The sequence below is a fragment of the Ruegeria sp. BG6 genome (assembly GCF_056538465.1).
The window spans coordinates 35,510-62,343 of sequence record NZ_JBQFTB010000018.1 but is presented as its reverse complement, the minus strand read 5'-3'; the positions used below and the strand labels follow the sequence as shown (position 1 = coordinate 62,343).

General features: G+C 57.1%; 28 protein-coding genes. 22 read left to right on the top strand and 6 right to left on the bottom strand.

What is annotated here, in order from left to right:
• On the bottom strand, window positions 1-75 hold a 75-nt coding region (locus ACR0JW_RS21820), incomplete at its 3' end, for an NAD-dependent epimerase/dehydratase family protein (RefSeq protein WP_480713740.1).
• A gap of 187 nt (window positions 76-262) precedes the next feature.
• A complete protein-coding gene (locus tag ACR0JW_RS21815; RefSeq protein WP_170682513.1) occupies window positions 263-1,159 on the bottom strand; it encodes a LysR family transcriptional regulator in 897 nt (298 codons plus the stop codon).
• 135 nt (window positions 1,160-1,294) lie between these two features.
• On the opposite strand from ACR0JW_RS21815, the gene ACR0JW_RS21810 reads away from it, so the two are divergent.
• The 4 genes from ACR0JW_RS21810 (at window position 1,295) to speB (ending at window position 5,253) form a co-directional block, all read left to right on the top strand.
• Window positions 1,295-2,311 (top strand): TRAP transporter substrate-binding protein, encoded by a 1,017-nt coding sequence (locus ACR0JW_RS21810; protein WP_170825039.1) that lies wholly within the window; start codon window positions 1,295-1,297, stop codon window positions 2,309-2,311.
• A 71-nt stretch (window positions 2,312-2,382) separates the two neighbouring features.
• Window positions 2,383-2,988 (top strand): TRAP transporter small permease, encoded by a 606-nt coding sequence (locus ACR0JW_RS21805; RefSeq protein ID WP_170682511.1) that lies wholly within the window; start codon window positions 2,383-2,385, stop codon window positions 2,986-2,988.
• Window positions 2,985-4,265 carry a TRAP transporter large permease gene (locus tag ACR0JW_RS21800; RefSeq protein WP_170682510.1) on the top strand — a complete coding sequence of 427 codons (1,281 nt, stop codon included), beginning with the start codon at window positions 2,985-2,987 and terminating at the stop codon, window positions 4,263-4,265. Before ACR0JW_RS21805 ends, ACR0JW_RS21800 begins: the two co-directional genes overlap by 4 nt.
• A 22-nt stretch (window positions 4,266-4,287) precedes the next feature.
• Window positions 4,288-5,253 carry an agmatinase gene (gene speB / locus ACR0JW_RS21795; protein ID WP_170617292.1) on the top strand — a complete coding sequence of 322 codons (966 nt, stop codon included), beginning with the start codon at window positions 4,288-4,290 and terminating at the stop codon, window positions 5,251-5,253.
• Window positions 5,254-5,480: 227 nt separating this feature from the next.
• Here the strand turns inward: speB and ACR0JW_RS21790 are convergent, their stop codons facing one another.
• Complete coding sequence (locus ACR0JW_RS21790; RefSeq protein WP_170682509.1) at window positions 5,481-6,161, bottom strand: GntR family transcriptional regulator; 681 nt, start codon at window positions 6,159-6,161, stop codon at window positions 5,481-5,483.
• A gap of 322 nt (window positions 6,162-6,483) precedes the next feature.
• Between ACR0JW_RS21790 and ACR0JW_RS21785 the strand changes: the two genes are divergently transcribed.
• Together ACR0JW_RS21785 and ACR0JW_RS21780 are read left to right on the top strand one after the other, a co-directional pair.
• Window positions 6,484-7,473 carry a TAXI family TRAP transporter solute-binding subunit gene (locus tag ACR0JW_RS21785; protein ID WP_170682515.1) on the top strand — a complete coding sequence of 330 codons (990 nt, stop codon included), beginning with the start codon at window positions 6,484-6,486 and terminating at the stop codon, window positions 7,471-7,473.
• Between the two features lie 73 nt (window positions 7,474-7,546).
• Complete coding sequence (locus tag ACR0JW_RS21780) at window positions 7,547-8,497, top strand: aminotransferase class IV (RefSeq protein WP_170825042.1); 951 nt, start codon at window positions 7,547-7,549, stop codon at window positions 8,495-8,497.
• A gap of 294 nt (window positions 8,498-8,791) precedes the next feature.
• Here the strand turns inward: ACR0JW_RS21780 and ACR0JW_RS21775 are convergent, their stop codons facing one another.
• A complete protein-coding gene (locus ACR0JW_RS21775; protein WP_170682507.1) occupies window positions 8,792-10,333 on the bottom strand; it encodes a phospholipase D family protein in 1,542 nt (513 codons plus the stop codon).
• A gap of 284 nt (window positions 10,334-10,617) precedes the next feature.
• A complete protein-coding gene (gene pdxR, locus ACR0JW_RS21770) occupies window positions 10,618-12,033 on the bottom strand; it encodes a MocR-like pyridoxine biosynthesis transcription factor PdxR (RefSeq protein ID WP_480714431.1) in 1,416 nt (471 codons plus the stop codon).
• A gap of 94 nt (window positions 12,034-12,127) precedes the next feature.
• Between pdxR and ACR0JW_RS21765 the strand changes: the two genes are divergently transcribed.
• The 4 genes from ACR0JW_RS21765 to ACR0JW_RS21750 are packed head-to-tail and all read left to right on the top strand — an operon-like array spanning window position 12,128 to window position 15,133.
• The gene (locus ACR0JW_RS21765; protein WP_170682505.1) at window positions 12,128-12,874 is read left to right on the top strand and encodes a GNAT family N-acetyltransferase; all 747 of its coding nucleotides are present in this window, start codon (window positions 12,128-12,130) and stop codon (window positions 12,872-12,874) included.
• Entirely contained in the window at window positions 12,871-14,055 is a 1,185-nt protein-coding gene (locus ACR0JW_RS21760) for an MFS transporter (protein ID WP_480714430.1), read from the top strand. Before ACR0JW_RS21765 ends, ACR0JW_RS21760 begins: the two co-directional genes overlap by 4 nt.
• Window positions 14,052-14,792 (top strand): YggS family pyridoxal phosphate-dependent enzyme, encoded by a 741-nt coding sequence (locus tag ACR0JW_RS21755; protein WP_480714429.1) that lies wholly within the window; start codon window positions 14,052-14,054, stop codon window positions 14,790-14,792. Before ACR0JW_RS21760 ends, ACR0JW_RS21755 begins: the two co-directional genes overlap by 4 nt.
• The gene (locus ACR0JW_RS21750) at window positions 14,789-15,133 is read left to right on the top strand and encodes an antibiotic biosynthesis monooxygenase family protein (RefSeq protein WP_170682502.1); all 345 of its coding nucleotides are present in this window, start codon (window positions 14,789-14,791) and stop codon (window positions 15,131-15,133) included. The genes ACR0JW_RS21755 and ACR0JW_RS21750 overlap by 4 nt, the downstream gene beginning before the upstream one ends.
• A 49-nt stretch (window positions 15,134-15,182) precedes the next feature.
• On the opposite strand, the gene pcaQ is transcribed toward ACR0JW_RS21750, so the two are convergent.
• A complete protein-coding gene (gene pcaQ, locus ACR0JW_RS21745; RefSeq protein ID WP_170682501.1) occupies window positions 15,183-16,100 on the bottom strand; it encodes a pca operon transcription factor PcaQ in 918 nt (305 codons plus the stop codon).
• 93 nt (window positions 16,101-16,193) lie between these two features.
• Between pcaQ and pobA the strand changes: the two genes are divergently transcribed.
• The 12 genes from pobA (at window position 16,194) to ACR0JW_RS21685 (ending at window position 26,834) form a co-directional block, all read left to right on the top strand.
• Window positions 16,194-17,363: a 4-hydroxybenzoate 3-monooxygenase gene (pobA, locus tag ACR0JW_RS21740; RefSeq protein WP_170682500.1), complete on the top strand. Its 1,170-nt coding sequence runs from the start codon at window positions 16,194-16,196 to the stop codon at window positions 17,361-17,363.
• Between the two features lie 23 nt (window positions 17,364-17,386).
• Complete coding sequence (gene pcaC, locus ACR0JW_RS21735; protein WP_170617270.1) at window positions 17,387-17,770, top strand: 4-carboxymuconolactone decarboxylase; 384 nt, start codon at window positions 17,387-17,389, stop codon at window positions 17,768-17,770.
• An 8-nt stretch (window positions 17,771-17,778) separates the two neighbouring features.
• Window positions 17,779-18,492 carry a protocatechuate 3,4-dioxygenase subunit beta gene (gene pcaH, locus ACR0JW_RS21730; RefSeq protein ID WP_480714428.1) on the top strand — a complete coding sequence of 238 codons (714 nt, stop codon included), beginning with the start codon at window positions 17,779-17,781 and terminating at the stop codon, window positions 18,490-18,492.
• A 2-nt stretch (window positions 18,493-18,494) separates the two neighbouring features.
• Entirely contained in the window at window positions 18,495-19,094 is a 600-nt protein-coding gene (gene pcaG, locus ACR0JW_RS21725; RefSeq protein ID WP_170682498.1) for a protocatechuate 3,4-dioxygenase subunit alpha, read from the top strand.
• A complete protein-coding gene (locus tag ACR0JW_RS21720) occupies window positions 19,087-19,938 on the top strand; it encodes a 3-oxoadipate:acetyl-CoA acetyltransferase (protein WP_170682497.1) in 852 nt (283 codons plus the stop codon). The genes pcaG and ACR0JW_RS21720 overlap by 8 nt, the downstream gene beginning before the upstream one ends.
• A complete protein-coding gene (pcaD, locus tag ACR0JW_RS21715) occupies window positions 19,938-20,723 on the top strand; it encodes a 3-oxoadipate enol-lactonase (RefSeq protein WP_170682496.1) in 786 nt (261 codons plus the stop codon). The genes ACR0JW_RS21720 and pcaD overlap by 1 nt, the downstream gene beginning before the upstream one ends.
• Complete coding sequence (locus tag ACR0JW_RS21710) at window positions 20,720-21,778, top strand: 3-carboxy-cis,cis-muconate cycloisomerase (protein ID WP_170682495.1); 1,059 nt, start codon at window positions 20,720-20,722, stop codon at window positions 21,776-21,778. The genes pcaD and ACR0JW_RS21710 overlap by 4 nt, the downstream gene beginning before the upstream one ends.
• Before the next feature lie 73 nt (window positions 21,779-21,851).
• Window positions 21,852-22,886 (top strand): TRAP transporter substrate-binding protein, encoded by a 1,035-nt coding sequence (locus ACR0JW_RS21705; RefSeq protein ID WP_170682494.1) that lies wholly within the window; start codon window positions 21,852-21,854, stop codon window positions 22,884-22,886.
• Between the two features lie 63 nt (window positions 22,887-22,949).
• The gene (locus ACR0JW_RS21700) at window positions 22,950-23,447 is read left to right on the top strand and encodes a TRAP transporter small permease (RefSeq protein ID WP_170682493.1); all 498 of its coding nucleotides are present in this window, start codon (window positions 22,950-22,952) and stop codon (window positions 23,445-23,447) included.
• Window positions 23,440-24,831 carry a TRAP transporter large permease gene (locus ACR0JW_RS21695; protein ID WP_170682492.1) on the top strand — a complete coding sequence of 464 codons (1,392 nt, stop codon included), beginning with the start codon at window positions 23,440-23,442 and terminating at the stop codon, window positions 24,829-24,831. Before ACR0JW_RS21700 ends, ACR0JW_RS21695 begins: the two co-directional genes overlap by 8 nt.
• A gap of 135 nt (window positions 24,832-24,966) precedes the next feature.
• Window positions 24,967-25,893: an MBL fold metallo-hydrolase gene (locus ACR0JW_RS21690; protein ID WP_170682491.1), complete on the top strand. Its 927-nt coding sequence runs from the start codon at window positions 24,967-24,969 to the stop codon at window positions 25,891-25,893.
• Window positions 25,890-26,834, top strand: coding sequence for an MBL fold metallo-hydrolase (locus tag ACR0JW_RS21685; protein WP_480442251.1), 945 nt, complete (start codon window positions 25,890-25,892; stop codon window positions 26,832-26,834). The genes ACR0JW_RS21690 and ACR0JW_RS21685 overlap by 4 nt, the downstream gene beginning before the upstream one ends.

Here is a 26,834-nt window from a genome sequence, read left to right as displayed (position 1 = left end):
ATGCCCTTGCTGAACAAGTTCAGCGCTCAGCCGCGACCCGATAAAACCCGCGCCCCCCGTGATCAGAATCTTCATTAAGCTATCCACCATGCCTACAGATGGCGGGTCACTAGTTCATTCAGGCGAATTTCGCAATGTAGCCCGGATGTGCCGGGTGCAACCGGCCTGAAAATTCAACGTCTCAGGCGTTGTCCTGGAGCCGGCAGGTGCCGGCATTTGTTGGGGCAGGTGAGCCCAAATATCAGCTTCACGGCCAGTGAATTTAGGTTTCAACAGCCCCACATGACCGGAGCACGTCCGCCACAAAAAGTTCAACTGCCTGTCTGTGCAGGCTGGAAGATCGCGTTGCGAGGTAGAATGTCGAGGTCCAGCGCAGTCTTTCAGGCGCAAGTTCTCTCAGACGGCCGTTTTGCCCAAGGCCTTCCACAAAGTGAACGGGCAGTGGCCCCAGAAAATGGCCGGTTTCAATCAATGTCGCCATCGCCTCCATATTCGCCACGACCGCTTTGGAATCCTGGGATTGCAGTTCTGGCGATACCAGCATGCCGTAGGACCTCTGGCAAATCTGATGTTGTGATATAACGTCGAGATCGATCTTGTTGTCGGGCAGGTCGTACAACGGATGGTCGCGGCCGCAGTAGAGCCGATGTTCTTCCTGACACAGTTCATTATAGGTCAGTTCGGCAACCTGATTGCGAAAGGGCGCAATTGCCACATGCAGTTCCCCGGTCAGCAACCGTTGCGTCAATTCTGTTGGTGAGGCAACGACGACTTCCAACTGCACCTCGTTTGGCCGATCCAGAAATCGCTTGACGGCTTCTGCCAGGTTCAGCTCGGCCAACGAGTTGACAGCGTCCACGACGCCGATCCTCAAATCGCCGGCTATCGTATTTCGAAGCCCCAGCAGTTCGGCATCAAAATCACGCGCGCTCCGCAATATGTCTTTGGCCTTTTTGTACGCAATCTCGCCGCGTTCCGTCAGCCAGAAACCGCCGCGCCCCCGTTCGCAGACCCGGTAACCAAGCGCAGCTTCCAGATCGCGGATTCGGATGCTGATGGCTGATTGGGTGATACCCAGCGCATATTGCGCATCGGTGAATCCACCGCAATCGACCACGGCAACGAATGTCTCCAGAAGTGTATTTCTCAGCAGTTTCAATGATCAGCCCTCACCGCGGTCATTGCATGAAGAATCCTTATGTCAACATTTACAGTATGATATTTTTTAATGAAAGGAACCGTGATGTGATCTCCCTCAGAAGCAACTGACTAAGCGAAACGGGAGGATATTCGCGTGGCTTTTACTCTGAGTACCCTAAGAACGACTGCGGCCGCCGCGCTACTCGGGCTGGCACCCATTGGTGTGCTGGCGGAAGACTGGAAATTCGCCATCGAGGAAATTCCGGGCTCGATCATGGATGCCTATGCGCAGGAGTTCAAATCCCGCATCGAAACCGCGACGAATGGTGACGTAACCGTGACCGTCTATCCTATGGGCACGCTGGGCACGCCGACCGAAACAGTCGAGCAGGCCGCCGATGGCATCATCCAATTCACCAATGTCTCGATCGGCAACCTGGGCACTGTTGTGCCGGAAAGCCAGGTGTTCCTGCTGCCCTACCTGCTGCCGTCCGACCCGGCTGCAATCTCGAACATCCTGAGCAGTTCGGAAACCATATACGGCCCGATGAATGATGACTTTCGCCAGCGCGGTCTGGAAGTTCTGACGATGTATTCCGAAGGCCCGCAGGTCTGGACCACCAACCGCGAGATCCGCACGCCTGAAGATTTCGACAACTTCAAGATGCGCGTGATGGTGTCGCCGATCCTGTTGGAAACCTACAAGAACATGGGTGCAAGCCCGACACCGCTGCCGTTTGGCGAAGTGTTCGGGGCGCTGCAACTGGGTGCTGTTGATGGTCAGGTCAACCCGATCCCGACCATCGAAGAGATGAAGTTCTATGAAGTCACCAGCCACCTGATCTGGGCTGGCGAGCAGGAGCTTGTCACCACAGTTGTGGCCGGTTCGGACTGGTTTGAAACCCTCAGCCCGGACCGCCAGCAGCTGGTACGTGACACCATGGCCGACATGACCGGGTTCATCGATGGCGTTGTCACCGACTTCAACCAGCAACGTCTGGACATCATCAAGGAAGCCAAGCCTGACATCGGTCTGGTTGTTCTGACCGAAGAAGAGCGTGATGCGTTCCGCGCGCGCAGCACCGACACCTCCGCGGCCTATGTCGATACCGTCGGTTCCCGCGGTCAGGAGTTGCTGGACGCACTGCAGGCGGAATTGGCTACCAACTAACCCCTCCCCAACCACTCATATAAAACGTCCTCACGCGTATTGCGCGTGAGGCTTCAAAAAGGGAGGACTTCATGCACAGCGGCACTGCCACTCCCTTCGGCTTTCTGGGAAAGATCGACACCGTCATCGGACGGATCGAAGTCTGCATCCTGGGCTGGGGGATCATCCTGATGGCCGTGAACACAATCGCCAATGTTTTTGGTCGCTATGTGTTCAACCAGTCCATCTATTTCTCTGAAGAACTGAACGAGTTCCTGATCGTCATCGTCACCTTCATGGGGCTGGGCTATGCCACCCGCAAGGGTATCCACATCCGCATGTCGGCGATCTATGACGCTCTGCCGATCAAACTGCGCAAGGGTCTGATGGTGGTGATTGCCGCCACCACCGCAGTCGTCATGGCGGTACTGGCCTGGTACGCGCTTGAATATGTTCAGAAAGTCGCCTCGCGCGGGCGGATAACTCCGGCGCTGCAGCTGCCGCTGTACCTGACTTATGTCTGGGTGGTGATCGGACTTGCGCTGGCCTCGTTCCAATACCTGCTGACCGCGATCCGCAACCTGAATTTCGCCGAGGAAGAGGTCTACGTCTCGTACCTAGAGGTCGACAGCTACGAAGATCCCGAGACTGCGGCGGCCATCAAGAAATTCGAAGATTCCAAGGAGGCAGGCAAATGACCGAGTTGATGCTGGTCGTCATGATCGTCCTGCTGCTGGCAGGCTTCCCGATGAAAATGCCGCTGATCTCGGCGGCGGTGCTGGGGTTCCTTGTCTACTTCCCGGACATGAACATGCAGATCCTGATCCAACAGATGATCGGGGGTGTGAAACCGGCTGCGCTGATAGCGGTGCCGATGTTCATTCTGGCCGCTGACATCATCACACGTGGTCACTCTGCCAACCGGCTGATCGACCTTGTCATGAGCTTCATGGGCCATATCAAGGGCGGATTGGCGATCTCCGTCACCTCGGCCTGCGCACTGTTCGGCGCGGTTTGCGGCTCGACCCAGGCGACCGTGGTGGCCATCGGCGGCGCGATGCGCCCCCGGATGCTGAAATCGGGCTACAGCGACAGTTTCTCGATCGGTCTGATCGTGAACGCCGCCGACCTTGCCTATCTGATCCCGCCGTCGATCGGCATGATCATTTATGGCGTCGTGTCGGGCACTTCGATCTCGCAACTGTTCATCGCCGGTATCCTGCCGGGTCTGCTGATCGTGGCGCTGTTCTCGGCCTATTGCATGGTCTACGCCTATCGCCATGACATCCCCGTGCTGCCGCGCGAGGGCTGGGCGCAGCGTTTTACCGCCCTGCGCAAAGCGCTATGGCCGATGGGTTTCCCAGCGATCATCGTGGGCGGTATTTATGGCGGTGTCTTCTCTCCGACCGAAGCTGCTGCGATCTGCGTTCTCTATGCGGTCGTGCTGGAGGTTGTGATCTTCCGCTCGATCAAGGTGGGTGATCTGTTCGATATTGCGTTGTCCACCGGTGCCATCACTTCGGTCGTTTTCATCCTGATTGCGGCAGGCGCGGCATTCAGCTGGACGCTGAGTTTTGCCCAGGTGCCACAGACGATCATCGCCGCATTGGGTCTGGAAAGTGCCAGCCCGCTGATGGTGTTGCTGGCAATCAACGTGGCCTTCTTTGTCGGCTGCATGTTCGTGGACTCGATCGTGGTGATCCTGATTCTGGCTCCGATATTTGCGCCGATGATCAAATCCAGCGGCCCCGACCCGGTATTGGTCGGTGTTCTGATCACGCTTCAGGTTGCCATCGGCGCGGCCACGCCACCCTTCGGCTGCAACCTGTTCACTGCCATCGCGGTCTTCCGCCGCCCCTTTGTTGAGGTGGTACGCGGAGTACCCCCGTTTCTGATCATCCTTTTGATCGTGACGGGCTTGCTGATAACCTTCCCTCAAATCGCCCTGTTCCTGCCGGAACTGGCCTATCGCTAAACCATAAGAAACGGAGAAAATCATGTCGGGACATGGTTATGAAGCTGGTCGTCTGAATCTGCCTTTTGTCGGCATCTCGACCTTTGGCAAGAAGCCTTATGTCGAGAACTGGGACGAGATTGACGCGGATGTGGCGATCCTTGGCGCGCCATTCGATTTCGGCTGTCAGTTCCGCTCGGGCGCACGGTTCGGGCCACGCTCGGTGCGCGAGGCATCGACCCTGTTCAGCTTTGGTCACGCGGGAGCTTATGATCACGAGGATGACGCCACCTATCTGGGCAGCGACGTTCGCATCGTCGATCTGGGGGACGCCGACATCATCCACACCAAGACCGAGGAGAGCCACGCCAACATCGAATACGGCGTCAGGAAAATCCTCGATGCCGGCGCGATCCCTGTCACCATCGGCGGCGACCATTCGGTCAATATTCCCTGCATCAATGCATATAAGGACGACTGCGCCAAAAACGGACCGATCCACGTGATCCAGATCGATGCGCATCTGGATTTCGTCGACGAACGGCACGGTGTCACCGTTGGCCATGGCAACCCGATGCGCCGCGCCATCGAAAAGGACTATGTCTCGGGCATGACCCAACTGGGCATCCGTAACGTGTCCTCGACCGCGAAAGAAGGTTATGACGATGCGCGGGCGCGCGGATCGGACATCCTATCAGTGCGGCAGGTTCGCAAGCTGGGCGTCGAAGGCGTTCTGGATCGCATCCCGGAAGGCAGCCGGTACTATGTCACGATCGATATCGACGCTTTCTGTCCGTCGATTGCGCCGGGTACAGGAACACCCAGCCATGGCGGGTTTCAGTACTATGACGTGCTGGAAATCCTGCAGGGCCTCAGCAAACGCGGCGACGTGGTCGGCATCGATCTGGTCGAGGTCGCGCCTGCTTATGACCCCTCGGAAAGCACACAAATCCTGGCGGCCCAATTGTTGCTGAACTTTATCGGGTTCATTTTCCACAACAGGAAATAAGCTCCCTCCCATGGCGTTCTCTGATGCCGTGACATGCCGGCACGCTGACAACAAACGTCGCGTGCCGGTTTGGACCGTTCCCATAATGCATTGACGGTTGCGAGGCTTGAACCAAGGCTCCTTTGCATCCTCGGACGATCGGTTCGGGAAGTGGAGCGAATCTCAAGATGTGCGACCCCAAAGTGTGTGCAGTGTTTGTTCAACGTCCGGAAAAGCTATGACCTGACTTACGAAACGTTTCGTTCATCAAGAAACTTCATCGTATTTTCCAGGCCTTGTCGCATGTGGTCTTCAAGGTGGTCCAGCATGTCATCCAGGCTGTTCCCATTGGCAAGCTGAATGTACTTGTCGTGGGACTCATGCAGCGGGCCGCCACGCCCGTGCGCCTTTTGATGCATGGCAAAGTAGAACTGCAGGTTGGGTTTCAGACGTTCCCAGCTTTGCAACAGCAGGGTATGCCCCGACAGCTCGTAGCACCAAGAATGAAGATGCATTTCGGCCATGATCGCGCCGTATGGATCATTGTTCGAGATGCAATCGCATAGCTTGTTGTTTCGCATCTGCAGGTCGGCGAGGCTGATCAGATCGCGCTTGTCCCAGCAGAACTGGAAGGCCATCTTCTCGAGCCCGGTGCGAAACGAATAGATTTCATCCAGATCAACCGGATCCAGTGTACGCAGGAAGGTTCCGCGGAAAGGCAGATAGACCAGAAGCCCGATCTCACTCAATTGAACCATGGCCTCGCGAAGCGTTGCGCGGCTTACGTCCAATTGGGCGGCAACTTGTGTTTCCAGCAGCTTTGCACCCGGATCCAGATTGCCGGTCAGGATCAGTTTCTGGAGGCGCTCCAGTGTTCTGTCTTTCAGCGTGTCGCCGGATTTCTCTGGTGAGGATGCTTGCCGTGTCATTTCGATCCCGTTGGTGGAACACCCGATGGGCGGAAGGCGAGATTACTTCTTTAAGCCAGGATAGCCAGAAAAATGACCGAAGCTGAACTTTCTATTCCGGTTCGACGGCTGGCTGCGTTGTTTGGAAACTTAAGTTAGTTCGAATATTCAGTATTGTCGACAATTATACAAATTGTCGACAATATGAAAATCCTGCTGTAGTGCCGTGCCGGGTGGGGATTCGAAAAGCGCGAAACCTGGCTGCGATTGCCCACCCCATCGGCAAGAACAGTTCATCCGGTCCGGAACCGGGATGACGCAACAGGTGAAAAGGGAGAAATTCATGTTGTCGACCGGCGTTCTCAAACGGAAATTGCACTCGGGGCTCGCGGTGATTGGCGCCGCTGCGCTGCTGTCGGGCGCTCCGGCAAAAGCCGAAGAGTTCCTGACCATCGGCACGGGCGGTGTTACCGGCATCTATTACGCCGTTGGCGGCGGTATCTGCCGGCTGGTCAATCAGGGACGGAAAGAGCACGGCATTCGCTGTTCGGTCGAGAGCACCGGCGGTTCGGTCTACAATCTGCGCACGATGCGTGAAGGTGAACTGGAGATGGGCATTGTGCAATCGGACTGGCAGTTCCACGCCCTGAACGGAACCAGCTTATTCGAAGAAGATGGCCCGGATTCTGAGCTTCGCAGCCTGTTTTCGCTGCATCCGGATACGGTCATCATCGCCGCGCGCAAGGATACGGGGATCGAGTCGCTGGACGATCTTGGCGGTCGGACCATCAACCTGGGCAACCCCGGCTCTGGTACGCGAGGGACGGCAAAGGTTCTGGTAGACGCGTTGGGTTGGGACATGGATCACTTCGGGCTGGTCACCGAGTTGAAGTCCGCAGAACAATCCGCAGCGTTGTGCGACAATACCATCGAGGCGTTTCTGATGGTCGCTGGGAACCCGGTGGCCAACGTTCTGGAAGCCGCCACAACCTGCGACATCAACATCATTCCGGTTGAAGGCGAAGCCGTGCAGGCTCTGGTCGAGAGCAAACCCTATTACGGTAACGTCACAATTCCGGGTGGTCTGTACCGCGGTGTAGATGGAGACGTTCCGTCCTTCGGTCTTCCGTCCACCTTCGTGACATCCTCGGACGTGCCGGAAGAAACCGTCTACGTGATGGTCAAGGCGGTCTTTGACAACTTTGATGCCTTCAAGTCGTTTCACCCGGCCTTTGCCAACCTCAAGAAAGAGGAGATGGTCGTAAACGGACTGTCCGCACCGATGCACCCCGGTGCAGAGCGCTATTTCCGCGAAGTCGGGTTGTTAAACTAACCACCTTTACCGGGGCGGCGGCCATCGCCGCCTCTGCACCACCTAAACCCAGCGTCCAGCTACGAGCGAAGATATGAGCGAGCAATCCCTGAGCCATTCCACCCATGACGCGCAGGAAGACCTGCGCAATCGGGACATCAAGATCTTTCTCAACGGCAGGATCGTACCGCGCAGCGAAGCGATGGTGTCCGTCTACGATTCCGGCTTCATGCTGGGTGATGGGATGTGGGAGGGGCTGCGGCTTTATGACGGTGTATGGGCGTTTTTTGACGAACACATGGATCGGTTTTTTAACAGCTGCAAGGCCGTCTCGATTGATGTTGGCATGACCAAGGCCGAGGTCCTTCAAGCGCTGAACGACACCGCCAAGGCCAACGGTATGAAAACGGACGCGCATTGCCGGTTCATGGTGACTCGGGGGCCAAAGGACAAGCCGTTTCAGCACCCCGGGTTGTCACGTTCCGGGCCAACGGTAGTTGCAATCGTTGAGCACTCGAAGCCGGTGGACAGCCTGATGAGCCAGGGCATCCGGCTGGCCACCGTGCCTCAGGTGCGGGGCCTGCCGATGAGCCAGGACGCCAAGTATAACAGCCACTCGAAACTGAACTGCGTCATAGCATGTCTGCAGGCCGAGCAGGCGGGTGCCGACGAAGCCCTGATGCTGGACCCTCATGGCTTTGTGAACACCACGAATGCATGCAACTTTTTCATTGTGCGCCGTGGCGAGGTTTGGACATCCACCGGAGACCACTGCATGAATGGGGTGACGCGCCAAAAGGTCATCGACCTGTGCCATGACAACGACATCCCTGTGTTCGAAAAGAACTACTCGCTCTACGAAGCCTATGGTGCCGACGAGGCATTCCTGACAGGTACTTTCGGCGCCCAGACACCCGTCGCGTCAATTGACGGGAAAAAGATCGGTGAACATGAAGGTGCCGGTCCAATGACACGTCGCATCCGAGAGCTTTACAAGGAGCTTGTGCAGCGAAATGTCCACCATCAAGGCGGTTGCCCCGACTAAGCGGAGAGCATTGAGCGCGACCTGGCCAAACTGTTGCTTTTTTCGGTTTGCAAAGTGCGCACCGCCTTCCAAACGAGAGATGTTGAGGAAGGGGAACCTGCAAAATCACAGCGGACATTGCCCGCCCACATGGCCTCCAGAGTGAGAGAGAGGCATGTTCTTCCAACAGCAACTTGGCGTTATCCGCGTCTTAGACCAGAGCAGCATCGAACATGCCTATGGGATCAGAACCCTCAGACCGGTTATCGCAAGCAACGACGGCTCGTAAACACCTGACTGTTCAAAGCAGGGTAACTAGAGCATCCACTCGACCGGCAGCCACCTTACGACCGCCGTCATCGCGCGCTGGAAGCTGCTGGTTTCCGGTTCCGTCGTGTGAACAGTGACTGTCCCGTCTTTTTCTTCTTGCAGCCAGATCACCTCGCCGTTGTCGGCCAGTTCAACACGGTACGCGAATTCGGGCCTGTTCAGTTGATCGGCAAGCGATGCCGCAATCGCGGGGCTTTCGACCAGCAATCCCATTTCGGTATTGAGACGCGCAGATCTGGGGTCAAGGTTATAGGAACCGATAAACACCCGCTTTCCATCGGACCCAAAGACCTTGGCGTGTAAACCCGATGCTGATCCGGCCAGTATCTCGGGCAGGCTTCGGTCGCGATGTTCCTGCCGTAACGCCCGAAGTTCCAGCAACTCGACACCGCTGTTCAGGAGGCCATCCCTGTATCGCATATAGGCCGCGTGAACCGGCATGACGTCCGTGGCATCCAGCGAGTTGGTCAGAACGCGGACCTTAACGCCGGACTTCGCCAACCCTTCCAGAATGTCAGCCCCTCTTTCGCCGGGAATAAAATACGCCGACACAAGGTCCAGTGAGGTTTCAGAGCCTTGCGCGAATTCGATCAGCCGTTCCACGATCAGGTCTTCGCCTTTGACTTCGCCCAGGCCTTTTGCCGGGTCGTCAGCAAAAAGGGTGATTTCGCTCCATTCGAACTTCAGATCATGTGCGGCTATTTGGTCGGTCAGCGCATTTTCCTGGATTGCCTTTTGATAGCCCGCGCCAACAGCAGTCTGTCGCGCAGCGTCCGCCGAGGATTGAAGGCTTTGTTCCGCCGGTGGTCCCAGAAAGAGGTCGGCGTCGTAGGATGAGCCGCTGTTCCAGTATGAATCGAAGGATTGCGAAACCTCGTCCACGATCGGACCAATGGCTATTGCGTCCACGTCCAGGTAGTGGGTGCCGGCGCCGTAATCGAAGTATATGTCGCCGACATTGCGGCCCCCGACAATCGTTGCCACACCGTCCACCGTCATTGACTTGTTGTGCATGCGTCGATTCAGGCGGCCGAAGTCAAAAGCATATGACAGGAGTTTGGGGTTTCTCAGCGTGAACGGATTGAAAATACGCACATTTGCGGTCGGCAGGGCATCGAGTTCGGCAAGATAACTGTCCATTCCGGATATGCCGTTATCGTCGACCAGCAATCTGACCCGCACGCCGCGCTCGGCCGCTGACCTAAGCTCGTCCAGCAGCATCAGGCCCGTGACGTCGTCCTGCCAGATGTAGTACTGAGCATCGATTGAGGATATCGCCTCTCTCGCGAGGATGGCCCGGGCTGCGAAAGCCACGCGCCCATTGCCCAAAGGCCGAATTCCGTCCCGCCCGGGATTCCGTTCGAGAGCGTTCTTGATCGTCTCCCCCAGGGGTCCGGTCCAATCGGCATCTTGCTTCAACGTTCGCTCAGAGAAGTTCTCTTCAGGAAGCGGAAACGCCAGTCTTAACCCGACTACGGCGATTGCGATCACCACCACTGCAATCAAACAAATCCTGATCAGCCGCATTCAGGGTCCCTTGTTGTGTGCGCCGGATTGGCCTTGTTGCCGAGATTGACCTATTGGAACTTGGGTTTTCAAGAGAATAGATCGAAGCAAGTGGTTTAGCGACATGCTGTGACTGCCTTTGGGCGGAATCAGACCACCGCGCTAAGTTCCGGGCTCTGAGGAAGGGTGCGGATCTCAGCCTGCCGATCTTCAACAAAGTGAGGGTCTGCGCATCGAAGGAACAGGATCGTTCACTCGAATTTCGGCTCGGATTGGGCTTGAGGCTTTGCAGAGCGAACGGACGGTCACTGGTGGGCTTTGCGCCTCATGAAACAGGTTTTTAACGCGGCCAATGCCGAATCCACTTCTTCCTCGGAATACCCGCAAAAGCCAAGGATCAGGCCATTGTGGGCCGAACCTTTGACTGAGAACCGTGATAGCGGCTGCGCTGCGACGCCCATCTCTGATGCGCGCATGGAAATCTCGGTATCTTCGAAGCCATCGGCGAGGTGAAACACGACCTGCATACCCGCCTGGTGGTTGATGAAGTGCCCATAATCCGAGAAATCGTGCCTGAGCCGCTCCAGAAGATACTTCCGCCGGTCATCGTATATCCGGCGCACCCGGCGCAAGTGTCGGTAAAACTCACCTGACTTCATGAACTCGGCCAGCGCCTGTTGGGGCATATAGCTCGCTTTCAGCCCGAAACGCCTCAACGTTGTTCGGAAACGGTCAATCAGGACCTCGGGGACGATGACATATCCCAACCGCAGTGAATTAGAGAATACCTTGGAGAAACTGCCGACATAGATTGCTCGGTTCAGACTATCAAATCCCGCCATGGCAGGGATCGGACGGCCCGCATACCGGAATTCGCTGTCGTAGTCGTCTTCGAGAACCCACGCGTCATTTCTTTGCGCCCATGCCAGGAAATCCAGCCGACGGCTTGGCGACATGGCCCCACCAAGCGGGTATTGATGAGACGGCGTCAACACGGCAAGCTTTGGCACGGTGCACTGTTCGGGCAAACGGGCACCACTTTCATCCACGTCCAGATAGGTTGGCGCAAGCCCCTGGGCGTCGGCAAGCTGGCGAACGGGCAGATAGCCCGGGTTTTCCAGGCCGACGATCTCGCCTTTGCCAACCAGACTGCGCAAACAAATCTCGATTGCATCGATTGAGCCGGCGGTCACGATGATCTGATGCGGCGAGGCATCGATCCCACGCCACTCTGATACATGTGCGGCGATGGCTTCGCGCAGATCGCTATTTCCAAAACCGGAACTCCCGACCAGCATGGCCTCGGGATTTGTTCGGCAGACGCGGGCAACCGCCTTGGCCCACTGCCGGTGCGGGAACAATCGCATGTCCGGATAGCTGGCCTCGAAAGGGCTCGGAGTTTTGATTTGTTTATCAGCGGATCGGGTCCCTGTGCGATTGCCTGACTTGGTCAACTCAACTTCACCCAAGGCACAAATAGTGTAGCCCGACCCTTGCAGGCTGTTCAGATAGCCTTCGGCAACCAGTTGTTCATAGGCTGTCACGATGGTCGAACGCGACACCCCAAGTTCAGTGGCAAACACGCGGGTTGGCGGCAGTTTTGTACCCTCGGCCAGATCGCCGGAAATGGCGCGGTCTCGGATAGCAGCACAGATCTGCTCGAAGACCGGTGTCTTCGCGGACCGGTCGATGGAAAAGGCCAGCCAGGGTGTTTGTTTCAAATTGGTATGCTCATTTTTGTTCATTTTGGACATTAATGAACGTCCAAAATCATGACAATCCATTCCCGACCAAAAACACCTTGAGGACGCCGCCATGACAGTGCGTAGAAATGAATATGGCCAGCTGATCGGCATGGCCTTGCCCAACTGGGCAGGTGCCCAGCACCCCGGACACAAGGGAATGGCCGGGCGCTATGCGCGCTTGATCTCTCTGGATCCGTTGACGCACACAAAAGATCTGTTCGAGGCGTTCAGCCAGGATCGTTCAGGAAAAATCTGGACCTACAACTTCATTGGGCCGTTCAACACCGCCTCGAGACTCAGGGCATGGACCGAAGGCGCCAGCGGCGTTGATGCGCAACCCTATTTTGCTGTGATCGATCATGAAACCGGCAAGGCGTCGGGGATTGCCAGCTTTATGCGCATCCAACCCGAACATGGCGTGATCGAGATCGGCGGCATCACTTTCGCACCCGGCTTGCAACGCACAAGGGTTGCGACCGAGGCGATATACCTGATGATGCGCCGCGCCATGACCGAACTGGGCTATCGCCGCCTAGAATGGAAATGCGACGCGCTGAACGCACCCTCTCGGGCAGCGGCAGAGCGTTTTGGTTTTCGGTTCGAAGGTGTGTTCCAACAGGCAACAACTTACAAGGACCGCAACCGTGACACCGCTTGGTATGCGCTTTTGGATCGGGAATGGGAACCCGTCCAGCGTGGTTTCCAGACGTGGCTGGCACCGGAAAACTTCGATGAAGGTGGCCGTCAGCACCAGAAGCTCTCGGACCTGATCGCGCTGGAACGCTCCAAATTCTACAAAGCGGAGAACGTCGCATGAACCGACTGACCATGTTCGCCCTGTTTTACACCGCCAGTTTCCTTCAGGCGGGTGCCTATGGCCTCACTTTCATGTTGCCGCGCCTGTTCGAAACCTTTGGGGCCAATGAGAAAGTGGTGGGCGTAATGTTGTTCGTCACCACCATCGCCACGCTGATCACCGTCTATTATGCCGGGCATCTGTCAGACAGGTTCGGGCGCCTGCGCACGCTTGGCGTGGCCTGTTTGTCCATCGCGGCCGCGCTGACCGCCTATGGCCTCGCCGAAGGTGTCGGGGCGCTTCTGATCTTTGCCAGCATCGCGATCGGCTTTGGCTGGGGACTAACCTACGCGCTGTCGCCCATCGTCCTGACCCGATTGGTCACGACCGCTGAACGGGTTCGTTATTTTGCCATTCTGTCGGTGGCCTTGATGGCCGGGTTCGGCCTGTCGCCGGTCATGGCGTCGATGATGGAAAAAGCCGGCATGACGGTGAACACCGCGTTCTTTGCCACGGCCGCACTGTGCGCTTTGGCCGGCGCTATCTTCTTTGCCCTCATCAAGCCTGTTCGCGCGCATTCCGAGGGCTCCGGCCCCGAGCTGCGTTCCTCCCTCTCGCTGGCCGGCGTCGCCGCTATCATGCGCTCGCGTGCGCGACTGCCGGTGATCATGGTCTGCCTTGGCGCGTCGGTCTTTGCCGGGATGAACAACTTTCAGACCGTCTTTGCGAATGAGCGTGGACTGGATTACGCCGATTATTTCCTGATCTACACGGTCACTGTCGTGCTGTTCCGGGTGGTGCTGGCGCGGTTCAAAGGCGGGCGCAATCCCTACATGACGATCGCCACCCTGCAATACGTGATGTTCGGGTCCGTTGTGCTGTTCATGGGGATCGGCGGCAATGTCCAGATGTATCTGGTCGTCGCCTTCCTGTTCGGCATCGGTTACGGGGTAAGCTATCCGATCCTGGCAGCGATGGCAGCCAATGATGCCGACCAGGACCTTTTGCCCCAGACACTTCAGTTCTTCGCTCTTTCCTACTTCATTGGCATCTTCGGCTTCCCGCTGGTGGCGGGATGGATGATCGTCGAATTAGCCAGCTTTGCACTTCTGATCCTGGTGGCCGCCCTGGCCGGGATCGAGGCAACCATGGCGGCATTACGCGGCGCGCAGCAACGCAAGGCTGTTCCGGTCAGCACATGACCCGGATTGCCAAGAACCTTGCGGCGGTGCAAGCCCGGATCACCCGCGCTTGTATCGCCTGCAACCGAAACCCTTCGGAGGTGACGCTGCTGCTGGCGACCAAGACGCAACCGGCAGCACGGATCCTTGAAGCCATGGCGCACGGCTCCTTCCTGACCGGCGAGAACCGCGTGCAGGAACTTGTCGAGAAATCACCGGCTCTGGCCGGGCACAGGATAGAACGGCATCTGATAGGGCACCTGCAATCGAACAAGGCGGGCAAGGCATTGGAACATGTCACCTGCGTGCAGTCCGTCGACCGGCTGTCGATCGCCGAAAAGCTGAATCGCCTGTGCGAGGTTGGAGAGCGGGAGTTGGATGTTTTCCTGCAATTCAACACATCGGGCGAGGCCAGCAAGTTCGGCATGGATCCAGCCGACACCATATCATTCGCCCGTGCCGTGGCTGCACTGCCCAACCTGCGGGTGCGGGGCTTGATGACGGTTGGTTTGCTGGCCCCGCACCCGGTTCTGTCCCGCGATAGTCTGCGCGACTTGCGCCTGTTGCGGGACAAGATCACATCCGAAGATATAGACGACGTGGACCTGCGCCACCTGTCGATGGGCATGAGCACGGATCTTGAGATTGCTATTCAGGAAGGATCAACCATGCTTCGCATCGGGACTGACGTTTTCGGAAAACGAAACCTGCCGCCGGGAACCTTTTGGCCCGAAAAAGAATGGGAGTATCTGGCATGATTGCAGTCATCTTCGAGGTTGAAATCGCCGACGGGCGAAAACAAGACTATCTGAAAGTTGCCGCAGACCTGAAGCCGCTGCTGGAGCAGGTGGATGGGTTCATATCCGTCGAACGTTTTCAAAGCCTGACCAATCCCGGAAAACTGCTGTCGCTTTCATTCTTTAGGGATGAGAAGGCTGTTGAAGCTTGGCGCAATCTGCCGCGTCACCGGGCCGGACAGGCCATGGGCCGAGACGGAATTTTCGAAGGTTATCGCCTGCGCGTTGCCGGTGTGATCCGGGACTACGGAATGTACGACCGGGAACAGGCCCCGAAGGACAGCCGGGAAACGCACAGTTGAAGGTTGGTTGCCTCGCTGCCGTCGATCCGCATCTGGAATTGCCTGATGACTAAGCAAGGTTCAGGTTGCTCACAGCGCGAACGGATGCTTGCCGGAACAGACTTGCCAAGGGGGACATTTCACTGTCCGCCCGGGCCATAATGCCAATTGGCCCCGCAGTCAGACTTGTATCGATCGGTAGCGCCTTTAGCCGTCCGCTTTGGATGTCTGCAGCGACCACACCCGTTGAAATGATCCATACGGCACCGCCGGCAAGCGCAACCTGCCGCCCGAACGCTGCGGAGACGGATTCGATCATTCTTGGAAAACTGCTCAGACCGTTGGCGATCATCATCCGGTCGACCAGCGGTCGGATCGCCGAGTCATCCGGCGGATAGATAACGGGATGGTCAGACAACTCGCTCAGGTTCTGGGCATGGACCAATGGGTGATCGGGCGCACAAACGATTGCAACGCGTTCGATATACATTTGAGTGAACGAGATATCCTTCATCGTCGTTGGTTTTCCCAGCCGACCGATGACAAGCTCTAACTGCCCCGCGTGCAAGCGATCGATCAAATATCCATGGGGGCCGTCCTCGACCCGGGGAATGGTGTCGGGCGAAAGCTGGGAAAAGATCTCTAGCGCATGCGGCAGTAACCGGGCGGCAACGCTGGGCAGGGCGCCAATGGAAATCGAACCGGCATCTCCCTTGCGGATCGCGGCGACGCTGTTCATCGCCATGTCCAAGGCTGTCATTCCACTTGTTGCGTGTCGCAAGAACACGTCCCCGGCCACGGTCAGTGTAATGCCACCCCTGTTGCGCTCCAGAAGGGTGGTGCCGGTGATGTCCTCCAGCTCTTTCAGGGTTTTCGAGATTGCAGGCTGACTGAGATTCAGGTTCTCGGCTGCAAGTTTCATGCTTTGTCGCCGCACGATTTCAACGAAGGCTTCGATGTGCCTGACTTTTAGCCTGCGATCGATCATCACTTTCCATTTTTGGAAACTAAATGGGACATAACGTCATTTTACATAACGGAAACGGTAGTGCAATCTGGTCGAAGTTGGAGGAGGGGACAGATGCGCACACAAGTCGTGGTCATCGGTGGCGGACCGTCAGGCTTGCTTTTGTCGCAGCTTCTGTATGTTCACGGCATAGACAGCATCGTTTTGGAGATAAAGACCAAGGAATATGTCCTCGGCCGCATCCGCGCAGGTGTATTGGAAAAGGGATTTGTCGGCCTGATGGAAGAGGCCGGGGTCGCCGACCGCCTTCATGCCGAAGGTTTCGAACATGACGGCACGCTGATCGCTTATGATGACGAGTGCTTTCGCGTCGATTTTCGAGAACACACCGACACGCCTGTCGTCATCTATGGCCAGACGGAAGTGACGCGCGATTTATACGCTGCCCGCGAAGCCGCAGGCGGCAGGATTGTTTTCAACGTGGAAGATGTCACGATCCATGATGCCGACACCGACACGCCGTTTGTAACATTCACGGTCGACGGTAAGGAGCAGCGTGTGGATACCGATTTCGTGGCTGGCTGCGACGGGTTCCACGGCGTCAGTCGCCAGACCATTCCTTTGGATGTGCGCCGCGAATACGAAAAAGTCTATCCATTCGGTTGGCTTGGCGTTTTATCTGAGACGCCACCTGTCCACGAAGAACTGATTTATTCTTCATCGAGCCGTGGTTTTGCGCTGTGCTCCATGCGCAACGAGTCTCTTAGCCGCTATTACATTCAGTGTTCGTTGTCCGACAAACCCGAAGATTGGTCTGACGCGTCTTTCTGGGCCGAGCTCAAGCGTCGAATCCCGCGCGAATTCGCCGATGCTTTGGTGACGGGGCCGTCGATCGAGAAATCGATTGCACCGTTACGCTCGTTCGTGACGGAACCGATGCGCTGGGGGCGGCTGTTTCTTTGCGGTGATGCCGCGCATATCGTGCCGCCGACCGGAGCAAAGGGGCTGAACACCGCGTCTTCGGACGTACACTACTTGTACAACGCCCTCAGGGACTTCTACGAAAACGGCTGCACCCGGGGAATCGACAGTTATTCGCAAAATGCGCTGGCCCGCATCTGGAAAGCTGAACGCTTCAGCTGGTGGTTTTCATCGCTGCTGCACCGGTTTCCGGATCAGTCCGAATTTGACCTTAAGATGCAGCAGGCCGAGATCGACTTTCTGCGGACAAACACGGCGGCCCAAAAGGCGATGGCTGAAAACTACGTCGGTTTGCCATATTGATGGGCATAGCCAAGGAGATAACGATGACGGATCGCTATACCACGGGAATGTCAGTCCGGCGCCGGGTGCTTGGTGATGTGCATGTGGACCGGGCGGAGGCACAGAAATCCGCCTTTGATGCGCCGTTCCAGGAAATGATAACTGAAACGGCGTGGGGCACGCTTTGGGCCAACGATGCGATCACACCGCGCGAACGTTCGATGATCACGCTTGCACTTTTGGCGGCCACGCGGAACTTCGAGGAGATCCCGATGCATGTGAAGGCGTGCAGAAATACAGGTGCCTCGAGGGAAGACATCATGCAAGCTTTCATGCATGCGGCGGTTTATGCGGGTGTCGCCTGCGCAAACCAGGCAGTGAAGCTGGCAAAACAGACATTTGCCGAAATGGAGGGTGAGGTGAAATGATCAGGCCGATGGACCTGTACCAGCGGGACCGCGAATGGCACCCGCCTGCCTTTTCCCCGAATTACAAGACGAGTGTGTCGCGCTCGCCCAGAAATGCCCTGTTGTCGCTGGAACCTTCGCTGAGCGAGGCTGCGGGACCGACATTCGGCCATGGTGATCTGGACCCGCTGGATAATGACCTGATCCGAAATTACGCCAAGACAGGCGATCCGATCGGCGAGCGTATCATCCTCCATGGCCGGGTTCTGGACGAAAACGCACGTCCCGTTCCGAATACCCTGGTGGAAATCTGGCAGGCCAATGCAGGAGGCCGCTATCGCCACAAGAAGGACACCTATCTGGCCGCGATTGATCCGAATTTCGGAGGGTGTGGCCGTACGCTGACGAACGAGAATGGCTATTACACTTTCAGAACGATCAAGCCAGGGGCCTATCCGTGGCGCAACTGGGTCAACAGTTGGCGGCCGGCGCATATTCATGTTTCGGTGTTCGGCTCGGCCTTTGCACAGCGGCTGATCACACAGCTATATTTTGAAGGCGACCCCCTGATTGCCAAATGTCCGATCGTGAACACGATTCCGGATCAAAACGCGATCGATCAACTGGTTGCCGCGCTGGATCTGAACGCGACGGTTCCGCTGGACAGTATCGCCTACAAGTTTGACATCGTGCTGCGCGGTCATCGATCGACCTATTTCGAAAATCGACCGGACGGGAATTGATCATGGCTCAGAAGCTTGACTATCTGAAAGAAACCCCATCGCAGACAGCCGGACCCTACGTTCACATTGGCCTGGCCCCGGGGGACGCAGGGTTTGACATCTACCGGCAGGAATTGGGCCGGGACGTTGTCGGCGCGCAGGTCGAAGGTGAGCGGATCACAATTCGGGGCAGGGTGCTGGATGGCACCGGCGCGCCGGTCAAGGATGTTCTGATCGAAGTCTGGCAAGCCAATGCCGAGGGGATTTACCCCGGGCAGGGCGAGGTCGAGCCCGGTTTTCGTGGATGGGGCCGTATCATACCCGATTTTGAATCCGGAGAGTGGATCGTTGAAACAGTCAAGCCCGGCTGTGTTCCGTATCGGGACGGCAGGCCAATGGCTCCGCACATCAACCTGTGGTTGGTGGCGCGCGGCATAAATGTTGGGCTGAACACGCGGCTCTATTTCCCGGAAGAAGAGGCCGCCAATTCGGTTGATCCGGTTCTGAATCTGATCGAACAGGTCGACCGGCGGCAAACCCTGATAGCTGAAAGAACCCCGGACGGCTATCGGTTCGACATTCGCTTGCAAGGGGAAAAAGAAACGGTGTTCTTCGATGTCTGACGAAACAAAACAAAACCCGTGTATTATTTGCGTGGCAATCACCGGCTCGGTTCCGACCAAGGCGGACAACCCGGCTGTTCCGATCAGCGTGTCGGAACAGGTTGAAAGCACACATGAGGCTTTTGAGGCCGGTGCTGCCATCGCCCATTGCCATGTGCGCGATGAGGAAGGCAAACCTACCTCGGACCCCGATCTTTTTGCCGCGTTGAAAGAAGGGATCGAAACCCACTGTCCCGGCATGATCGTGCAGCTTTCGACGGGCGGGCGGTCCGGGGCGGGCTCCGCCCGTGGTGGCATGTTGCCGTTGCGGCCGGACATGGCGTCTCTGTCCGTCGGATCGAACAACTTTCCGACCCGCGTTTATGAAAACCCACCTGATCTTGTCGAATGGCTGGCCAGCGAGATGGTGAAATACGATGTCAGGCCAGAGATCGAGGCGTTCGACCTGTCTCATATCTTTCAGGCGGCCAAAATGCATAAGGCAGGTCAAATCAGGGATGTGCCCTATGTCCAGTTTGTCATGGGCGTGAAAAACGCGATGCCCGTTGATCGCGAGGTTTTTGATTTCTACGTGCATACAGTGCGCCGCCTTTGGGGGGATGTGCCATGGTGTGCGGCGGGCGTCGGGGCAAATCAGATCGTGTTGAACGAGTGGTCCGTTGTTTCCGGCGGGCATGTTCGAACGGGGCTTGAAGACAATGTGCGCCTGGATAGAACCACGCTTGCCCCGTCGAATGCAGCCCTGGTTCGTCGAGCCGTCGAAATCTGCGAAACGCACGAACGCCCCGTCGCGACTGTCGCGCAGGCACGCGCGATCCTTGGGCTGCGAAAGGTCGCCGCCTGATGCCGAGCTTCGCCAGACCCCGTGACGTAATCCTGCACTATGAAGTGGTAAACCACGGTGTCGGCGGAACGCCTGTTGTCTTTCTGAACTCTTTGGGGACGGATTATCGCATCTGGCGGGAAGTCGCGGCAGATCTGGGCAAGACAGAATGCCTTCTTTGGGACAAGCGCGGGCATGGCCTGTCGGATTGCGCCGCAACTTCAATTGATACGCTGGCAGAAGATGTTGCGGATCTGATGGACATGTTGGGTTGGCGCAATGCAATTCTGTGCGGTGTTTCGGTCGGCGGACTGATCGCTCAGCGCGTCGCCAACCGACGCCCCGATCTTGTGGCCGGGCTTATCCTGAACAATACCGGCACGAAAATTGGGGATGACGAGGTTTGGAATACGCGCATTCAGGCTGTGCGTGAATCCGGTATCGATGCCATCGCCGACACGGTAATGGAACGTTGGTTTTCCAACCGTTTCCGAGCCGAGCATCCGCATGCCGTGGCCGGTTACCGGAACATGCTGACACGCATACCTGCCGAAGGTTATGTCGCGACCTGCGAGGCCATTCGGGATGCGGACCTTGCCGAAACAACCAGCCAGATCAGAGTACCCACCATCTGTATCGGTGGGCGTGAAGATCAGGCAACGCCGCCCGAACTTCTGGAGGCTTTGGCCGACCTCATCAAAGGCGCAGAGCGGCACATTTTGCCAGATGTCGGGCATTTGCCATGCGTCGAAGCGCCGGGATTTGTCGCGGGCCAGATCCGGGCACTGTTAGGTGTTGTGGCATGAGTGACGTGTTCAATCATACTTGGTTGTCGGGCCTCTTTGGCGATCAGGAAGCCGAGGCGATCTGGTCAGCCGAACGCACGTTGGCCCATATGCTAGCCTTCGAAGCCGCTTATTCCCGCGGGCTTGGCGCCATTGGCGTGGTGCCAGAGGACCAGGCCCAGGCCGCCGCCGAGTTGATTGAGCGCGCCAATCCGAACCTTCGGGATTTACAGGCCGGAACCTTGAAAGACGGGATGCCAATTCCCGCATTTGTGCGTGGTCTGAAGGCCGAGGCTGGACAGTTGGAGGGTGCGATCCATACCGGCACAACCTCGCAGGATGTGATGGATACAGCGCTGGCAATGACAATGCGCGAAAACTCAGATCTGATCGCGGATCGCCTGTCGAACCTGACCGAGCGATTGGGTGATCTGGGCCGCCGGTTCGGCAGCAACAAGATGATGGGCCGCACACGGATGCAGGCGGCATTGCCGATTTCGGTCGGGCACCGGATCGAGAACTGGCAAGCGCCGTTGATCGAGCACGGCGATAGCATCGAACAGATGCGCAAGAGTGTCGAGCGCCTGCAATGGGGCGGGGCAGTCGGAGATGGACAGGCCATTGGCGAAAAGCATCCCGACCTGGCAGCCTTTGTTGCCGAAGCGTTGTCGCTGCGCCCACCCAGCCGCAACTGGCATTCAGATCGCGCAACCGTCACCGATTATGCAAATCTGTTGTCGCTGATTTCCGGTTCGATTGGGAAAATGGGGCAAGACATCTGCTTGATGGCGCAGCAAGGTGTCGACGAAATCAAGCTTTCGGGCGGCGGTGGGTCATCAGCCATGCCGCATAAACAGAACCCAATTCTTGCCGAATTGCTGGTGACGCTGGCGCGCTTCAATGCCACGCAAGTATCGGGGATGCATCAGGCGCTTGTGCATGAACAGGAACGTTCAGGAAGCGCCTGGTCGCTGGAATGGATGTTGTTGCCAAACATGGCCAGGTGCACGGCCAGATCGCTTTCGGCAGCAAATGCCCTTTGCGCGCAAATTGTTTCAATGGGGGTGCGGGAATAGGCGCGAGGCAGACATCGCGCCGAACGCCAAACACCGAACTGCGCCATCACGACACAACGGAGGAGGAGAAATCATGACCATAAGGAAATCCTTGCTGAGTTCACTGGCCGCCCTGGCCGTTTCAGCAACAGCCAGCCTGGCCCAGGAAGTGACGCTGACGATGCATCACTTCCTGCCGCCAGTCGCAGCGGCCCACAAAGGTATGCTGCAGCCATGGGCCGATAAGATCACTGCCGACAGCGATGGCAGGATTGCGATTGAAATCTTCCCGTCAATGTCGATGGGTGGCAAACCACCTGAATTGTACAGCCAAGTCCGTGATGGGTCTGCCGATATTGTCTGGACAGTCCTGGGATACACACCGGGTGTCTTTCCGCGCACCGAAGTTTTCGAACTGCCGCTTGTGCATGCAGGCTCTGCGACGGATACAACGGTCGCCATGAACGCCTCGATGGAGATGCTCGCGGAAGACTTCGATGACGTCCACGTCATCTTTCTGCACACCCATGATGGGAATGTCATACATTCGGCGTCCGACCCGGTGCGCACCCTGGAAGACGCAAAGGGGATGAAGCTGCGGACCCCCAGCCGTACGGGCGCGTGGGTGATCGAAGGCATTGGTGCGGAACCCGTCGGCATGCCCGTGCCGGCCTTGCCCGAAGCCATGTCGAAAGGCGTTGTGGACGGCGCACTGATCCCGCTGGAAATCGTGCGGCCCCTGAAATTGCAGGAACTGGACAAGTCCATAACGGAACTGCCGAACGGAGACCGCTTTGGCACCGCGACCTTCATGGTGGCGATGAACAAAGACGCCTACGAAGCGCTGCCGGATGACCTTAAGGCCGTTATCGACGCCAATTCAGGCGCCAATGTCGCGCGCGAGGTCGGGTCTAATTGGGAAGGTTTCGAAGAAAGCGGCACCGAGGCACTTGAGGCCGCAGGTGTAGAACGGATCGTGTTGTCCGACGAAGAAGCGGCCAAGTTCAACGCCGTGAGCGAACAGATCGTCCAGCGTTGGATTGACGAGGTGAGCGAGAAGGGCATTGATGGTGCAGCCCTCGTCGACAAGGCCCGCGCGGCAATTGCCGCAGCCCAGTCTGGCAACTGATTGGAAACCGACCGAGCGGTCCGATGATCGCCCGGTTGTTTGTGAAGCCTCGGGAATATGAGAATGCGCGTGGTTCTGAAACGGCTGGCGGATGCTTTTGCATTGCTCGGCGGCGTCATCCTGCTTGCGATTGTCGCCGTCACAACAACGAATGCTTTTGCCTTCATCCTCGATCGGATTGCCGGGGCGTTTGGCGCGGATGTGTCGGGCCTGCCGGGCTATGAGGATTTTGTTCAGCTGGCAATCAGCTGCGCGGCCTTGATGTTCTTTCCCTACTGCCAGGCAAATCGAGGCCATGTGTCAGTGGATCTTCTGATGGACCATCTGCCGAAAGCCGTGCAGCGCGGCTTCGATCTTCTTTGGTTGGGGGTCACCGTCATTGTAGCTGTGTTTTTAAGCTACTGGATGGTTTTCGGTATGCTCGAAGTACGCTCGGACGCGGTGGTGACCAGCGTTCTGGGGTGGCCGACCTGGCCATTCTATTTGCCCGGTCTGCTGTCGATGATCCTGTGGGCTTTGATCGCGTTGTCTCAGGCATTCGAAAGCGCCGCAGATGCTTGATCCCATTTCCATCGGCATTCTTGGCCTGATCGTTCTTTTCGTCCTGCTGCTGCTTCGGATGCCCGTCGGGATCGCGATGATCGTTGTGGGGATTGGCGGCACGTGGGTGTTGAGCCAATCTGTCAGTTACATCCGGTTCGTGCCCTACCTGAAGCAATTCAAAAGCCTGTTGTGGGAAAACGTGGCCAACTATGACCTTTCCGTCGTCCCGCTGTTTGTCCTGATGGGCTATGTTGCGGCCGAAGCGCGACTATCCACTGATCTCTTCAAAGGCCTCGAAGCGCTCATGTCGCGTTTGCGCGGTGGCGTTGCGATGGCTGCGGTTGCGGCCTGCGGTGGTTTCGGTGCAGTTTGCGGGTCGTCTCTGGCGACCGCAGCCACGATGGGGCGCGTTTCGTTGCCTGAACTGAAACGGCTGGGATATGCGCCCAGTCTTGCCTCAGGATCACTGGCCGCCGGAGGGACCTTGGGAATTCTGATCCCGCCATCGGTAGCCCTGGTGATCTATGCAATCATCGTGGAAGGCTCGATCCTGCGGATGTTTCAGGCCGCTATCGTGCCAGGGATATTGGCCGTTCTGGGTTTTATCGCCGTGATCGCCATACAGGTGAGGGTGAAACCGTCGCTGGCGCCAGAGCCGACGCAGATGGATCCGGTTGAACGAAAATTGGCTATACGTCGCCTCTGGCCCGTTATTCTGATATTCGGCGCCATCATACTGGGTCTGGGCTTTGGTTTGTTCACGCCAACACCCGCCGCCAGCATTGGGGTTTTTGTGATAACGGCCTACGGTTTTGCACTGCGGGTGTTTACCGGCGAAGGCCTGGCGTTTTCCGGGTTGCTGAAGGCCATTCGCGCCACGGCAATCACCAGTGGAATGATCTACCTGATCCTTTTTGGCGCCGAAGTTCTGAAGGGCTTTTTTGCCCGCACTCAGCTGCCGCAGGCCTTGTCCGACTGGGCCGCAACCAGTGGTATGGATCCGATGCTGATCCTTGTGATCATGCTGTGCCTCTTTGTCATTCTTGGCTGCTTCATGGAAAGCTTGGCAATGATCCTTGTGGTGGTCCCGTTTTTCTGGCCGACCCTGATTGCGTTGAATGGGGGCGAGTACGCCACGGCCGAGACGGCGGCGTTCGGAATGGACGCCGATAACCTCAAGATCTGGTTTGGAATACTGGCGCTGATCGTTGTGGAACTGGGGTTGATAACGCCCCCCGTCGGGTTGAACGTGTTCATCATTTCGTCGCTTGCAAGGGATACGTCCATGGGCACGGTATTCCGGGGCGTCTTTCCCTTTCTTGGTGCCGAGGTCGTTCGGGTTGCATTGATCCTGTCGATACCGGCCCTGACGCTAGCGGTGCCGGCACTCATCGGGGGCTAAGCGAGTTTTGATACCTATTTTGGACGCTTGCGCAGTATCTCCGACTTAGATGCGCTGTGATTTTGAGGAAAACGGCACGGCACCAAATTCCTTTTCGCCGTTTACAAATTAAAATATTCATTTTAGTGATTGTGTATGAGTGAGAATGCATGGTCCCGACGCACTTTCTTGTTTCACGCCGCATGCCTGACGGCATTGGGTGCTCAATCCAGGATTGCACTCGCCGAGGTGCAGCTTGGTACTTCGGCCCGGATATCAACAGTGTCAGACGGGCACCTGTCGTTGCCGCCGGAGATGGTGTTCGGATCCATGCCGAAGGAAGAGCTGAAGCAGCTTCTGAACCGCAATAAGGTGGACACGACCAAGTACGAGCCGGAGTGCAACGTTGCACTTTACCGCGACAATGAAAACACGGTGTTGTTCGATGTTGGGGCGGGGTCTGATTTCATGCCGACGTCCGGCAAGCTTCTGGAAACTCTTGAAACAATCGGCCTGGCGCCTGAAGACATCACTCGGGTGATCTTTACCCACGCGCACCCGGATCACCTATGGGGCATTTTGGACGACTTCGACGATCTGCTTTTTCCCAACGCCACGCACCACTTTGGCCGCAAGGAATGGGACTATTGGTGGAACCCTTTAACGGTTGGGTCGATAGGGGAAGATCGCGCCGCGTTTGCCGTGGGCGCAAAGCGACGCATGGAGGCGATTGAGGGTCAGGTCGCGTTCTTTGACGACGGTCAGGAGATCCTTCCTGGTATCGCCGCGCGGGCAAGTTATGGGCACACGCCCGGCCATATGGCATTTGAAATTCGCAATGGAACCGAGGCCGTCATGATCGTCGGCGATGCGCTCGGGAATCCGCATGTCGCGTTCGCACGCCCGGACTGGCACAGTGGTACTGATCAGGACCCTGAAGCTGCAGCAACTGCGCGCACATCACTGCTGGGTCAGATTTCTCAGGAGCAAATGAAAATCATTGGCTTCCACCTGCCGAACGGTGGGATTGGCCGGGTCGAAAAGACCGGCTCCGCATATCGATTCATTGGAGAGTCTTCATGATGCGATCGTTCGTGATTGCCGTTGCCTTGGCCACACCAGCCTGGGCCAGCGAAGATATTGCGGATCAATACCCGCAAAGCGTGCTGTATTCCAAACCGGTCGAATACATTCCCGGCGTCTATTCTGCCATTGGCGCAACTGCTCCGCCCACCTATGAAAACTCCGGTCACAACAACAACCTCAGCTTCATCGTAACCGGTGAGGGCGTGGTCGTTGTAAACGGTGGTGCGGCCTATGTGCTTGCCGAAGCGCTTCACAAGGAAATCCAGGCGATCACGGATCAGCCGGTCAAACTGGTCTTTAACGAGAACGGTCAGGGGCACGCGATGCTTGGCAATGCCTACTGGTCAGAACTTGGCGTTCCAATCATCGCACACTCGGATGCAGCGGCAGAGTTTGAGGAATACGGCGCCCAGATCCTGCAGGGGATGCAAGAGTACAACAAGGACAAATCCGAAGGGACGTTCCTGGCTGGCCCGACCGAAACATTCGACGACGAATATGTGGTCGAGCTGGGCGACTATCGCATTGAGGCGAAATACCTTGGACCGGCACACAGTCCCGGTGATATTTCGATCTGGTTGCCCAACCAAAGCCTTGTCATCGCAGGCGACATGGCCTTCCACGAGCGTATGCTGCCGATCTTTCAGGAGACCTATACGGCCGATTGGCTTGAGACCTGGGACAATGAGTTCGAAGCCTTGAATGCCACATATGTCATTCCCGGGCACGGCCACCCGACAAACATGGATCAGGTACGCCGCTATACGCGCGATTATCTGATTTACCTGCGCGGCAAGGTTCAGGAGCACATGGATGCCGGTGGCGATCTGGCCGAGGCCTACTACGTCGATCAGTCGCCTTATGCCCAACTGGATACGTTTGAAGAACTGGCAACAAAAAACGCCGGACGTGTTTTTGAGCAGATGGAATTCGAATAG

What these genes read in the sequence shown, in the direction of transcription:
- ACR0JW_RS21805 (WP_170682511.1), top strand. Translation starts at nt 2,383, where the DNA reads ATGCACAGCGGCACTGCCACTCCCTTCGGCTTTCTGGGAAAGATCGAC.
- ACR0JW_RS21800 (WP_170682510.1), top strand. Translation starts at nt 2,985, where the DNA reads ATGACCGAGTTGATGCTGGTCGTCATGATCGTCCTGCTGCTGGCAGGC.
- speB (WP_170617292.1), top strand. Translation starts at nt 4,288, where the DNA reads ATGTCGGGACATGGTTATGAAGCTGGTCGTCTGAATCTGCCTTTTGTC.
- ACR0JW_RS21790 (WP_170682509.1), bottom strand. Translation starts at nt 6,161, where the DNA reads ATGACACGGCAAGCATCCTCACCAGAGAAATCCGGCGACACGCTGAAA.
- ACR0JW_RS21785 (WP_170682515.1), top strand. Translation starts at nt 6,484, where the DNA reads ATGTTGTCGACCGGCGTTCTCAAACGGAAATTGCACTCGGGGCTCGCG.
- ACR0JW_RS21780 (WP_170825042.1), top strand. Translation starts at nt 7,547, where the DNA reads ATGAGCGAGCAATCCCTGAGCCATTCCACCCATGACGCGCAGGAAGAC.
- ACR0JW_RS21775 (WP_170682507.1), bottom strand. Translation starts at nt 10,333, where the DNA reads ATGCGGCTGATCAGGATTTGTTTGATTGCAGTGGTGGTGATCGCAATC.
- ACR0JW_RS21765 (WP_170682505.1), top strand. Translation starts at nt 12,128, where the DNA reads ATGACAGTGCGTAGAAATGAATATGGCCAGCTGATCGGCATGGCCTTG.
- ACR0JW_RS21760 (WP_480714430.1), top strand. Translation starts at nt 12,871, where the DNA reads ATGAACCGACTGACCATGTTCGCCCTGTTTTACACCGCCAGTTTCCTT.
- ACR0JW_RS21755 (WP_480714429.1), top strand. Translation starts at nt 14,052, where the DNA reads ATGACCCGGATTGCCAAGAACCTTGCGGCGGTGCAAGCCCGGATCACC.
- ACR0JW_RS21750 (WP_170682502.1), top strand. Translation starts at nt 14,789, where the DNA reads ATGATTGCAGTCATCTTCGAGGTTGAAATCGCCGACGGGCGAAAACAA.
- pcaQ (WP_170682501.1), bottom strand. Translation starts at nt 16,100, where the DNA reads ATGATCGATCGCAGGCTAAAAGTCAGGCACATCGAAGCCTTCGTTGAA.
- pobA (WP_170682500.1), top strand. Translation starts at nt 16,194, where the DNA reads ATGCGCACACAAGTCGTGGTCATCGGTGGCGGACCGTCAGGCTTGCTT.
- pcaC (WP_170617270.1), top strand. Translation starts at nt 17,387, where the DNA reads ATGACGGATCGCTATACCACGGGAATGTCAGTCCGGCGCCGGGTGCTT.
- pcaH (WP_480714428.1), top strand. Translation starts at nt 17,779, where the DNA reads ATGGACCTGTACCAGCGGGACCGCGAATGGCACCCGCCTGCCTTTTCC.
- pcaG (WP_170682498.1), top strand. Translation starts at nt 18,495, where the DNA reads ATGGCTCAGAAGCTTGACTATCTGAAAGAAACCCCATCGCAGACAGCC.
- ACR0JW_RS21720 (WP_170682497.1), top strand. Translation starts at nt 19,087, where the DNA reads ATGTCTGACGAAACAAAACAAAACCCGTGTATTATTTGCGTGGCAATC.
- pcaD (WP_170682496.1), top strand. Translation starts at nt 19,938, where the DNA reads ATGCCGAGCTTCGCCAGACCCCGTGACGTAATCCTGCACTATGAAGTG.
- ACR0JW_RS21710 (WP_170682495.1), top strand. Translation starts at nt 20,720, where the DNA reads ATGAGTGACGTGTTCAATCATACTTGGTTGTCGGGCCTCTTTGGCGAT.
- ACR0JW_RS21705 (WP_170682494.1), top strand. Translation starts at nt 21,852, where the DNA reads ATGACCATAAGGAAATCCTTGCTGAGTTCACTGGCCGCCCTGGCCGTT.
- ACR0JW_RS21700 (WP_170682493.1), top strand. Translation starts at nt 22,950, where the DNA reads ATGCGCGTGGTTCTGAAACGGCTGGCGGATGCTTTTGCATTGCTCGGC.
- ACR0JW_RS21695 (WP_170682492.1), top strand. Translation starts at nt 23,440, where the DNA reads ATGCTTGATCCCATTTCCATCGGCATTCTTGGCCTGATCGTTCTTTTC.
- ACR0JW_RS21690 (WP_170682491.1), top strand. Translation starts at nt 24,967, where the DNA reads ATGAGTGAGAATGCATGGTCCCGACGCACTTTCTTGTTTCACGCCGCA.
- ACR0JW_RS21685 (WP_480442251.1), top strand. Translation starts at nt 25,890, where the DNA reads ATGATGCGATCGTTCGTGATTGCCGTTGCCTTGGCCACACCAGCCTGG.